This is a genomic window from Vibrio sp. 10N.247.310.24, assembly GCF_041467175.1.
GTDB classification, from domain to species: Bacteria; Pseudomonadota; Gammaproteobacteria; order Enterobacterales; family Vibrionaceae; genus Vibrio; species Vibrio tasmaniensis_A.
The window spans coordinates 1-11,541 of sequence record NZ_JBFSUD010000113.1 but is presented as its reverse complement, the minus strand read 5'-3'; the positions used below and the strand labels follow the sequence as shown (position 1 = coordinate 11,541).

The 11,541-nt window shown below is 41.0% G+C and carries 9 protein-coding genes and 1 pseudogene; 5 read left to right on the top strand and 5 right to left on the bottom strand.

The genetic code is table 11. From position 1 onward, the window contains the following. Positions 1-17 precede the first annotated feature (17 nt). The 5 genes and pseudogenes from AB6E08_RS21450 to zipA all read right to left on the bottom strand — a co-directional run bounded on the left by AB6E08_RS21450 (position 18) and on the right by zipA (position 6,208). Positions 18-515, bottom strand: a complete 498-nt coding sequence (locus AB6E08_RS21450) for a hypothetical protein (RefSeq protein WP_372160250.1) — start codon at positions 513-515, stop codon at positions 18-20. A 117-nt stretch (positions 516-632) separates the two neighbouring features. Further along, positions 633-1,097, bottom strand: coding sequence for a hypothetical protein (locus tag AB6E08_RS21445; protein ID WP_372067063.1), 465 nt, complete (start codon positions 1,095-1,097; stop codon positions 633-635). 647 nt (positions 1,098-1,744) lie between these two features. Further along, positions 1,745-3,694, bottom strand: a complete 1,950-nt coding sequence (locus tag AB6E08_RS21440; protein WP_372067060.1) for a BRCT domain-containing protein — start codon at positions 3,692-3,694, stop codon at positions 1,745-1,747. A 100-nt stretch (positions 3,695-3,794) separates the two neighbouring features. Then, a pseudogene (ligA, locus tag AB6E08_RS21435) lies at positions 3,795-4,979 on the bottom strand (NAD-dependent DNA ligase LigA); the annotation flags it as partial. 92 nt (positions 4,980-5,071) lie between these two features. Next, on the bottom strand, positions 5,072-6,208 hold the full coding sequence (zipA, locus tag AB6E08_RS21430) for a cell division protein ZipA (protein WP_372067057.1): 1,137 nt from the start codon (positions 6,206-6,208) through the stop codon (positions 5,072-5,074). A gap of 229 nt (positions 6,209-6,437) precedes the next feature. Between zipA and cysZ the strand changes: the two genes are divergently transcribed. The 5 genes from cysZ (at position 6,438) to crr (ending at position 11,443) form a co-directional block, all read left to right on the top strand. After that, the gene (cysZ, locus tag AB6E08_RS21425; protein ID WP_012604561.1) at positions 6,438-7,196 is read left to right on the top strand and encodes a sulfate transporter CysZ; all 759 of its coding nucleotides are present in this window, start codon (positions 6,438-6,440) and stop codon (positions 7,194-7,196) included. A 223-nt stretch (positions 7,197-7,419) separates the two neighbouring features. Further along, positions 7,420-8,388 (top strand): cysteine synthase A, encoded by a 969-nt coding sequence (gene cysK / locus AB6E08_RS21420; protein WP_012604562.1) that lies wholly within the window; start codon positions 7,420-7,422, stop codon positions 8,386-8,388. 303 nt (positions 8,389-8,691) lie between these two features. Then, positions 8,692-8,949, top strand: coding sequence for an HPr family phosphocarrier protein (locus AB6E08_RS21415; RefSeq protein ID WP_004734263.1), 258 nt, complete (start codon positions 8,692-8,694; stop codon positions 8,947-8,949). 153 nt (positions 8,950-9,102) lie between these two features. Further along, positions 9,103-10,827, top strand: a complete 1,725-nt coding sequence (ptsI, locus tag AB6E08_RS21410) for a phosphoenolpyruvate-protein phosphotransferase PtsI (protein ID WP_009847363.1) — start codon at positions 9,103-9,105, stop codon at positions 10,825-10,827. A gap of 106 nt (positions 10,828-10,933) precedes the next feature. Beyond that, positions 10,934-11,443 carry a PTS glucose transporter subunit IIA gene (gene crr / locus AB6E08_RS21405; protein WP_009847364.1) on the top strand — a complete coding sequence of 170 codons (510 nt, stop codon included), beginning with the start codon at positions 10,934-10,936 and terminating at the stop codon, positions 11,441-11,443. Positions 11,444-11,541: the final 98 nt, after the last annotated feature.

Sequence of the window (11,541 nt, the reverse complement as noted above, 5' to 3'; positions counted from 1 at the left end):
TTTATCGCCCAAACTGGTTAAATTTTAACAGTGACAACTATCCTGCCAGAGGGGGTAATCTCAATTGCGTATATTTTTATAGGCTTGATGTATCCATTTTTCAAGGCGTGATAAATTGCTATATAGGGAGATAAAGTTGTAGATACAGGCAGATACCAATTATCATTACTATTTTCCGAGCAAACTCCACGAAAGAGAATCTGTCCTTTTGACAAAAACAATCCGTTTGCTTGTATTTCCGTCCCTAATGCTTTGAAATCATTTCTATTGAACGTTCTATACTTTTTCTGAAACAACTTAAACACAGGGTTTTTAACGTTATTAGCCTTACTCTCTTGCCATTTACTCAAAGTGCTAGAGGATTCAAGAAGGGCCTCAAATTCTAGACATTGTTCAGGCTTTTTATGTTGATTTGGGGCTAATTGATAGTTAATAAGTTCTGAAAATAAATCTAAAACACTTTGAAAACTACCATTCCAACCAATTTGTTTAATATCAAACTTATCTAAGACCATCTATACTCCAAATACACAGCGCTAGTATGCTGCACGCTTACTAACCTCAAGATGATTAAAATGGCCAAATAGCCATAACTTAGAGCATTAACGAAAAACATTCCGTTAATACTCATATTATCCACTATCTGATAGTCTCTCTAAAACGGTTGCGTAACAGAATTCAAAGGCTCTTTCCAATCCCGGAGATGAATACTTTTTCAAGTGGATACGATAATCGGCAATACCATTGTCTTGAATTTCGAAAGTAGACAAAAAATCATTATGTTCGGCCATTATTATTGGCGGATTCCTATAGCCATATTCGTTGAACTGATCGCTGGTAATGTCAATGTAGAAACCATCCAAATAGAGCCAAACGTGAGATCCTAACTCTCTATTATAACCACCATTTTCTCCACGAATTAGCTTTGAATTAAAATATCCGTTATCACTCAAATATGCAGCCAGTAGCTGGGAACTATCATCACAACAAGCGTCGGGAAACTTACTAACAGAAAGTGATGTCCCATCAAAATCACAGGGATTTAGATTCTCCATTGCAGCTCGGAACTGGCTTACCAAAAATGGTAGTCGACCCATTTAGCCTCCAAAATACATAACAATTCATTTGATCTAAAAGTGGGGCATCGTAACAAATATCAGCTTAATGCATCAACGTAAACTTATGTTTTAAAAGATTAAGATTAAAAAACGCTAGTCGATAAACGAGATGAATATTTCTACACACCTCACATCGAGCATTAGATAATCTAACGAAAACTCTCAGAGTAAGACTGACTCCCTTGCCTTTCACCAATAAGGAAAGGGGCAAAATTAACGTGTCCGTAATTTTGTCCATTAAGCAAATAATGAATTAATTCTATAGTGTAAACGTCGCCAAGTGGTGAGAAGCGAACATTCAAATTTGACTGGAATAACAATAGATAGCCGAGTGTTAGTAAGTTAACAACGAGAGGGAATTAATTTTGATAAGGAATAGCACATTAATAAAATGCGTATGATATTAACTAATCTCTAAAGGGGGGTACGTATGAGTAAAAACATTCTGTTAGGATTAGCTAAACCTTAGATAAAAAACGGCAGATCATCGCGTCCCGACTAATCCACCGTCTACACATAATTATGGAGTTATAGGCTTACTGTTACCATTACAGCTAAATCGACAGTGCTCTACTATACCTTTTCATCATCAGGTAAAAATTTAAGCTCCTACCCAATTTTATTTATTATCCTTGAAGAAGCTCAAGATATTCACTTTCTGAAAGAACACTAACACCTTTATCTTTAGCACCATTAATTTTAGTCTCACCAACTTTTTCCCCAGCTACAAGGTAGGTTGTTTTACTAGTTACAGATTTCCCAACTTTAGCCCCTAAAGATTTAGCCTGCTTCTCCATATCACTCCTTTTACCTTGAACCATTGAGCCTGTGAACACTATCACTGCCCCAGCTATCGGAGATAAAAGATCACTTTCTTCTGAATCCTTAGGCGTAATACCCAGATTAAAACCAAGCGTATAAACCTTAAAGAACTCATCCTTAATTTTTGATAACCCTTCTACAATAGCCTCTGCACTCAATTTTGCGAAGCCATCAAGCATAGCTATATCTTCAGCGGAAAGAGAAAATAGGTCTGTTAATGCGTAATGTTGGAGTAACTTTTCGCAGTTTCCGCCACCTAAGCGGCTTACCCCAAATGCAGATAAAAATCGCCAATCTTCAATCTCAACGTCGCGGCTAGCTTGAAGCTGATTAAATAGGTTCTTAGAAGTTTTTTCACCAAAGCCATAACCAACAAATTGATGTGCTTTCAACTGATAGATTTGATGTATATGCTTAATACCATAGTTACTCAACTTCTCAATAACCTTAGGACCAAATCCATCGTTGTTACCCAAGGTTTTAAAAAAATGGATCAAGGTATTCTCTGTCTGTGCTGGACAATCATTCTTATTAGGGCAAATCAAATGATCCGACTCCCAAATAAGGTGAGATTGACAGCTAGGGCAATTTTCAGGTAGTTGAACTTCTACTGGTTTAATAACCTTTTCGATCTTTGGTATTACTAGACCACTTCGAACAATTTGAACTATAGCCCCTTGACCCACTCCATTTGCTTCAACCATCTTATAATGGTGAACTGTCACCCTACTTATGGTTGCGCCACTGATCTTGGTCGGCACTAACTCAGCGACAGGGGATATTCTCCCTGTTCTGGAGGTTTGTGGTGTTACACTTAATACCTCTACTTCAGCGGCTTCTTCATTAATCTTAAAGGCTATTTGCCAGCGATGGAATTTCCTCGTCGCACCCATGTATTCTTTGATGCGAGAGTCTGTCGCTTCTAAGATAACGCCATCCACATCATATCCCACAGCATTCCAAATCTGATCGATGATATCTTCAAAGTTAGCTATCAGTTCTTTATAGTGACCAGTCCAATTATCAATCAAACTGAATGGGTAGAACACACAGGCTCCATCATTAATAGCTTGTTGAACTCGCGGATCAACATTCTTTTCTGCAATAATGGCTGCTTGAATATTACGTGAATTTTCAAAGTATTGACTTAGCTTCTCTTCAAAGTAAGTTTTGTCGATAACAATCTCACCAGCGCCAAGCCCTCGCTCTCCACTTCGTGCAATTTCAAGTCCACGCTCAAATGCTCTCGAAACATCCTGACCTTTAACACCATCGCCCCTTGTATATAGCTTTTCGCCATCATCAAAGGCTGCATAACCATCGAGTTTTGGTGTAACTCGAATATTGATATCCCTAGTGTCTATAGACAAAGCATCTGAAGCCTTAAGAATTCGGTCAAGCCACTTCTGAATCTCTTCTTTAGAATAAGCCTTATCTGTAGATAGCATTTTTTGAGGGAGCGAAACTGTTTTACCTAAGCTCATAACCTCTGATTCAACAGATGTAACAAACGGATGTTCAGGATTTTTTTCTGCAAACTCATTACTGAATTTATCATACTGAGAATCACTAATTACCTTAAAACCAGAGCGATAACATGCATTCGCTACTATCAACAATGATAGTTGGTCTTCGCTTCTAAGTGAGTGGAAAGCACTTTCTCTGATTGCTATTTCTAGCATGTTTAAATCAAGATCTGCTTCCAACTTTTTAATGATTGAGAGCTGATCATTGTTAAACTTAAATTCTGTCATTATTTACTACCAATTTGGTTTTAGCTCTGGTCTAGAAGTTTTACCCTTATAAAGAGTGACTAACTAGCCATGGATCAACTTAGCAAGTATGGCTTAATTATCTATATGAAACATTACTTGCTAAGGTGACACTCACGTCACCGGCACGGCGGATAATCACGCTATCTCCGACCTTCACTCCTAAACGAGCGATCTCATCAGCATTGTGCAACGTTGCATTACTCACCGTCACGCCGCCAACAAAAATAGGTTCAAGCTTAGCAACCGGCGTAATAGCGCCTGTACGACCGACCTGAAACTCAATATCATTGAGCAGAGTAATTTCTTCTTGAGCTGGGAACTTGTAAGCAATAGCCCAGCGAGGTGCTCGTGCAACAAAACCTAGAGTTTCTTGTGCGGCAATGTCATCAACCTTAATCACCACCCCATCAATTTCATAAGCCAAGGTGTCACGACGAGTCATGATATCTTGGTAATAGGCTTTTACATCCTCAAGAGAACTTAGTTGCTTTGTCTCTGGACACATAGGCAAGCCCCAAGCCTTGAGCTGTAGGAAACGTTGATAGTGGCTATTTGAAAGCTCAGCGCCTTGTACAACACCGACACTGTATGCGTAGAAAGCCAAGGGGCGTTTTGCTGTAATACGAGAATCAAGCTGACGTAAGCTACCTGCGGCGGCATTACGTGGATTCACAAAGACCTTCTCGCCCTTCTTTAATGCCATCTCATTCAATTTGTCGAAGCCCGCTTTTGGCATAAACACTTCGCCACGTACTTCAATACGTTCCGGCCAACCTTCACCTTGTAACTTAAGCGGAATCGAGCTGATCGTACGCACGTTTTCGGTAATATTTTCGCCAGTCGCACCATCACCACGCGTCGCTGCCTGTACTAAGGTGCCTTTTACATAGAGTAGGCTCACCGCTAAACCATCAAGCTTAGGTTCACAACAGAAGGTCTTTAGGTTCGCAGTTGGCGCTCGATCAGACATGCGCTTATTGAACGCATCTAAATCGTCATCAGAGAAAGCATTATCTAAAGAAAGCATCGGGATCTCATGGGTCACTTGAGTGAAGCCGTCTAGAGGCTGACCGCCGACACGCTGACTCGGCGAATCTACCGTCACAAGTTCTGGGTTCTCTTCTTCGATCTTTAGCAGTTGTTGCATCAATCGATCGTACTCGACATCAGGGATCTCAGGGCTATCTTCTACGTAATAACGAACGGCATGATAGTGCAGAGTTTCTCTTAACTGCTCTAAGGTAACTTGAATCGATTCTTTCATATCATTCTCTGTCGTGATTGAAATATCAAAAAGGGCTCCCTTAGGAGCCCTTTTCTATAAATATAGATTATTTACAAGGCTAAACAATACGGCTAGGCGTTAGCTACCGTCATAAAGTCTCGGATTTGCTTACGGTAATCAGACAAACGGTTTGGCGTCATTAAGTTACGTGACTCATCCAATACGTTTCCGCCCATATCGTCGGCAATTTTCTGTGCAGCACTCAGCATCACATTGAAGTTTTGATCAGCTTGACCATAACAAGGCAGCGTCATAAAGAACGAAATACCTTTTGTGGTAAAGTCAGCAGGATCGTCATGTTCTAGTGTTCCTGGCTGCATCATATTTGCTACGCTGAAAATAACTTTTGGCTCATCGCTCGCTTGTGCAAAGCAGTGATAAATCGACATTTCACCATAAGCTAGGCCGTTGTTCTCCATGCTACGGAAAAGTTCAGTACCCACAAATGGGATCTCCCCAGCACAGTGAACATTAAGAACAATGACTTCAAGGCCAAGATCTTCATCTGAATGAGCTTTTTCATCTAACTTACTTTCGTTAACTAAATTAACTTCGTCACCCAACTGAGCTTCTTCTGCTAAGTTAGCATCTTTATCTAACTTAGTTTCTTCAACCGAAGTAACACTTTGTGCTGCAACCACTTCTTTCCCAATAAATGGTTCGCTTGGCGTTAAGCCTTCGCTAGAAAGTAGTGGATCAGCGACCGTATCAGAGGCTTCTTCAAACGAACCGTACTGCTCTTTAAAGCCTGCGTGATTTTGTTTTTGCTCGTCAGTCAATTCAAAGTTAGGAACTTCAGGTTCAACAACCTTCTCTTCCTCAACCTGTTCAAGTTCACCTTTAACTTCGATCGGGTCTTCAACACTGAAAGAAGGAAGATCATTCAATTCTATTTCGTCTTCGTGAGCTTCTTTTTGCTGTGGCGCTGACAATGGATCTGAGTCAATCAGCGGATCAGTTGCAGACGGTGAGACAGCAAAATCCGGTTCTTTACGCTCTTTTCGGATTATCTCAAAATCATCCTCAGGAGCGAATGAACGGTTTGGGATCGTTTCAGCTTCATCTAAGCTGTCGTTATCAAGCTTACCAAGCGGCTTATCTCCAAACTTTGCTTTCCCTTCTTTCTTACTCGTCCATAGACCATGGAACAATAGTGCGGCGATAGCTAATGCGCCAACAATAATGAGTACAAATCGCAATTCCTGCATTTTTCGCTCTCAGCTTTCTTAGTCAACTAGCTATAAACACGCTGTCACTAAGTTAGGTTAATTTGGCTAATCTCACTACTCTATCAAAAGTAGCCACTGTTTTAGAACCACTTAATACAATTAGTTCATTACTTGGTGTGATTTTCACCACGCTTTTTTTCTTAATTTCGGTCGAGTACACTAGAGATGTTTGCTATTTAACCAAATTCACATGTGACCCAATTTAAATATGACTATTGAATCTGTTCCTCGCTCTGGCTTTGGCTATTTTATTTTCGGAATAAAAATTGCCTTATCGCCGAGTATCCGTAAGTTTGTACTGCTTCCTCTTATCGCTAACGTGTTACTTGTGGGCGGTGCTTTATTTTATATTTTCTCCAACTTAAACACTTGGATTGAAGGCTGGATTGGTGCATTGCCAAGTTTCTTGTCGTGGTTGTCATATATCCTATGGCCACTACTTGTGTTAACCGTTTTGGCCACGTTTTCGTATTTCTTCAGTACACTCGCTAACTTTATTGCCGCACCTTTCAACGGATTACTCGCGGAAAAAGTCGAAGAACTGCTGAGTGGTAAAAAAGTCAATGATGATGGTTTACTGGATGTGCTTAAAGACACCCCTCGTATTTTAGCAAGAGAATGGCGCAAGCTTGTCTATATCCTGCCAAAAGCGATCGGTTTGTTCCTACTTTTGTTAATTCCAGCGCTAGGACAAACTGTTGCACCGTTTTTATGGTTCATTTTCACTGCATGGATGTTAGCTATTCAGTACGCTGACTACCCATTCGACAACCATAAAATCAAGTTCGATGACATGAGAAATAATTTGAAACAAAAGCAAGGTAAGAGCTACAGCTTCGGCGCACTTGTTTCCGTGTTTACTACCATTCCAGTTTTAAACCTGATTGTGATGCCAGTTGCCGTCTGCGGCGCTACTGCAATGTGGGTTGCAGAGTTTAAAGACCAAGCCCTACGCTCTCGCCTATAGTTCTACAGCCTGCTCTAACAACGCCTATCTTTTTGAAGTTCTGATTTCAATAAAGATAGGCGTGAATCCTGCGACATCTCTATATGATATAACTTTTTAATCCTTTTACCTTTTTTTCAACTTGTTTAATCTAAATTCAAGCTAAACAAACATCGAAAGACACTAGACGGTAAATTGGTAGATATACTACGTTTAGTTCTGTCATTAAATGAAGGAATATCGCATGAGCAAGATCTACGAAGACAACACCCTAACGATTGGTAACACACCTCTAGTCCGCCTAAACAAAGTAAGCAAAGGTAACGTCCTAGCTAAGATCGAAGCTCGTAACCCAAGCTTCAGCGTTAAGTGTCGTATCGGTTCAAACATGATCTGGGAAGCAGAAAAAGCAGGTACGCTTAAGCCAGGTATCGAGCTTGTTGAGCCTACCAGTGGTAATACAGGTGTTGCTCTTGCATTTGTTGCTGCAGCGCGCGGTTACAAGCTAACACTAACAATGCCTGAATCAATGAGCCTAGAACGTCGTAAGCTGCTTAAAGCTCTTGGCGCAAACCTAGTGCTAACTGAAGCACCAAAAGGTATGAACGGCGCGATTGCTAAAGCTGAAGAGATTGTTGCTTCAGACCCAGACAAGTATCTACTACTGCAACAATTCAACAACCCAGCGAACCCACAAATTCACGAGCAGACAACTGGCCCGGAAATTTGGGAAGCAACAGATGGTGAGATCGACGTGTTTGTAGCCGGTGTAGGTACAGGTGGCACTATCACTGGAACAAGTCGTTACATTAAAGGTGAAAAAGGCAAAGCCATCACTTCTGTAGCTGTTGAACCAGCAGAATCTCCAGTGATTGCGCAGGCACTTGCAGGTGAAGAAATCAAACCAGCACCACACAAAATCCAAGGTATTGGCGCAGGTTTCATTCCTGGCAACCTAGATTTAGACATTATTGACCGTGTAGAGTCAGTAACTTCTGAAGAAGCAATTGAGATGGCTCAACGCCTAATGAAAGAAGAAGGTATCCTAGCGGGCATCTCATCTGGTGCAGCAGTAGTAGCAGCAAACAGAATTTCGGAACTACCTGAATTTGCAGGAAAAACTATCGTTACTGTACTACCAAGCTCGGGCGAGCGTTACCTTAGTACGGCCCTATTTGCTGGTATCTTTACGGAAAAAGAGAACCAACAATAATATGTGGTCAAATCAATTTTTCGTCCAAAAAAGCCCCATTTAGGGGCTTTTTTGTTGATCCCTGCCTCACCTTTGGTAATATCGGGTCTGTTTTATTTTTCGCTTCAAAATAAAAGAAGCAATAAACAAATTCTGAAAGTTATGAGTACTCAACAAAAGACGACCATGGCTGGATAAAAATTTATAACCAGTCTAAGTTCTAACACGAACATGGCGTACTAGCCTCTAGCGCATTTGAGCTAAAGCAGTTAAGCTAAATCTGGTTACAAACTTACAAAAAATAAATTAATTGGGGTATATAAAATGTACGAGAAGCAAGTAGAAATCACAGCAGAAAACGGTCTTCACACTCGTCCAGCTGCACAGTTTGTTAAAGAAGCAAAATCTTTCGACGCTGACATCACAGTGACTTCTAACGGCAAAAGCGCTAGCGCGAAAAGCCTGTTCAAACTACAAACTTTAGGCCTGGTAAAAGGTACTAACGTTACTATTTCAGCTGAAGGCCCTCAAGCTCAGCAAGCTGTAGACCACCTAGTTGCTCTTATGGATCAACTACACTAATACGGTCTCCTTCTTTCAAAGCCATTTTGCACAGCAAAGTGGCTTTGTTCGAAATAGATAGCAATTCGAAATAGATAGCAATAAGCGCGACATTAGTCGACGACTTAAAGTCACACATTCTCCCGTTTACAGTTGAACAACTAAGGTAAGGCTATGATTTCAGGCATCCTAGCATCTCCTGGTATTGCTTTCGGTAAAGCACTACTACTTCAAGAAGATGAAATTGTCCTAAACACTCAATCTATCTCAGACGATCAAGTTGAAGCAGAAGTTCAGCGTTTTTTTGACGCTCGTAACAAATCTTCTCAACAACTTGAAGTTGTAAAGCAAAAAGCACTTGAAACTTTTGGCGAAGAAAAAGAAGCAATCTTTGAAGGCCACATCATGCTGCTTGAAGATGAAGAGCTAGAAGAAGAGATTTTAGCACTCATCAAGAAAGACAAAATGCACGCAGACAACGCGATCTACACAGTGATCGAAGAGCAAGCTGTTGCACTTGAGTCGCTTGATGATGAGTACCTAAAAGAACGTGCGACTGATATCCGTGATATCGGTACTCGCTTCGTTAAAAATGCACTAGGCATCAACATTGTATCTCTAGCAGATATCAATGAAGAAGTTATCCTAGTTGCTTACGATTTAACGCCATCTGAAACGGCACAAATCAACCTAGACTACGTTCTTGGTTTTGCTTGTGACATCGGCGGTCGTACATCTCATACTTCAATCATGGCACGTTCACTTGAGCTTCCAGCTATCGTTGGTACTAACGATATTACTAAGCAAGTTAAAAACGGCGACATGCTTGTGCTAGACGCGATGAACAACAAGATCATCATCAACCCTTCTGACGCTGAATTAGCAGAAGCTAAGAAAATCAAATCTGATTTTGAAGCAGAAGCAGTTGAACTAGCAAAACTAAAAGATTTACATGCTGAAACTCTAGACGGTCACCGTGTAGAAGTTTGTGGCAACATCGGTACAGTAAAAGACTGTGACGGTATTCTGCGTAACGGCGGTGAAGGCGTTGGTCTGTACCGTACTGAATTCCTATTCATGGACCGTACTGCACTTCCTACTGAAGAAGAGCAATACGTTGCTTACAAAGAAGTAGCGGAAGCAATGGAAGGCGAGTCAGTGATTATCCGTACTATGGATATCGGTGGCGATAAAGACCTACCATACATGGACCTTCCACAAGAGATGAACCCTTTCCTAGGCTGGCGTGCAGTACGTATCAGCTTGGATCGTCGTGAAATTCTACGTGACCAACTACGTGGTATCCTACGTGCATCTGCACACGGTAAACTACGCATCATGTTCCCAATGATCATTTCTGTTGAAGAGATCCGTGAACTGAAAAAAGCAATCGAAGAGTACAAAGTTGAACTTCGCGCTGAAGGCCTAGCTTTCGATGAAGAAATCGAAATCGGCGTAATGGTTGAGACTCCAGCAGCCGCTGCAATCGCACACCACCTAGCGAAAGAAGTATCTTTCTTCTCTATCGGTACTAACGACCTAACGCAATATACACTTGCGGTAGACCGTGGTAACGAAATGATTTCTCACCTATACAACCCACTATCTCCAGCGGTTCTTCTTGTTATCAAGCAAGTAATCGATGCTTCTCACAAAGAAGGTAAATGGACAGGTATGTGTGGCGAACTAGCAGGTGATGAGCGTGCAACTCTACTTCTTCTTGGTATGGGTCTAGATGAGTTCTCTATGAGCGGTATCTCTATCCCTAAAGTTAAGAAAGTAATCCGTAACTCTAACTTCGCTGAAGTTAAAGCTATGGCTGACGAAGCACTATCTCTACCTACAGCTGCAGAAATTGAAGCTTGTGTAGAAAAGTTCATCGCTGAGAAAACTCAGTAATCACCAAGAGCTTAATGAAGTTAGACGGCTAAAAATAGTCGTCTAATTTGTTAGATTGGTATAGTATATTCTACAGAATAAAACTAAACGTTAGGAGCATGACACAATGGGTCTGTTTGACAAACTGAAAAAGCTTGTATCTGATGACAGCGCTGATGCTGGTGCAATCGAAATCATCGCACCTCTTTCTGGTGAAATCGTAAACATCGAAGACGTGCCAGATGTAGTTTTCGCTGAAAAAATCGTTGGTGATGGCATTGCTATCAAACCAGCTGGCGATAAAATGGTAGCTCCAGTTAACGGTACTATCGGTAAAATCTTCGAAACAAACCACGCATTCTCTATCGAGTCTGACGACGGTATTGAGCTTTTCGTTCACTTCGGTATCGATACTGTTGAACTTAAAGGCGAAGGCTTCACTCGTGTAGCTGAAGAAGGTCAATCTGTTAAAGCTGGTGACACAATCATCACTTTCGACCTTGCGCTTCTAGAAGAGAAAGCAAAATCTACGCTTACTCCAGTTGTTATCTCTAACATGGACGAAATCAAGGAGCTGAACAAGCTTTCTGGTTCTGTAACTGTTGGCGAAACTCCAGTTCTTAAAGTAACTAAGTAATCCCGATTACTTATCTGCTTTAATTAAAACGCTACCTAAGGGTAGTAATGCCGTTCACTTAAGAGTGAACGGCATTTTTGTTCTTAGCATACCGTTGT

Coding starts and splice junctions, on each gene's coding strand:
- AB6E08_RS21450 (WP_372160250.1), bottom strand. CDS start 515: ATGGTCTTAGATAAGTTTGATATTAAACAAATTGGTTGGAATGGTAGT.
- AB6E08_RS21445 (WP_372067063.1), bottom strand. CDS start 1,097: ATGGGTCGACTACCATTTTTGGTAAGCCAGTTCCGAGCTGCAATGGAG.
- AB6E08_RS21440 (WP_372067060.1), bottom strand. CDS start 3,694: ATGACAGAATTTAAGTTTAACAATGATCAGCTCTCAATCATTAAAAAG.
- zipA (WP_372067057.1), bottom strand. CDS start 6,208: ATGCAGGAATTGCGATTTGTACTCATTATTGTTGGCGCATTAGCTATC.
- cysZ (WP_012604561.1), top strand. CDS start 6,438: ATGACTATTGAATCTGTTCCTCGCTCTGGCTTTGGCTATTTTATTTTC.
- cysK (WP_012604562.1), top strand. CDS start 7,420: ATGAGCAAGATCTACGAAGACAACACCCTAACGATTGGTAACACACCT.
- AB6E08_RS21415 (WP_004734263.1), top strand. CDS start 8,692: ATGTACGAGAAGCAAGTAGAAATCACAGCAGAAAACGGTCTTCACACT.
- ptsI (WP_009847363.1), top strand. CDS start 9,103: ATGATTTCAGGCATCCTAGCATCTCCTGGTATTGCTTTCGGTAAAGCA.
- crr (WP_009847364.1), top strand. CDS start 10,934: ATGGGTCTGTTTGACAAACTGAAAAAGCTTGTATCTGATGACAGCGCT.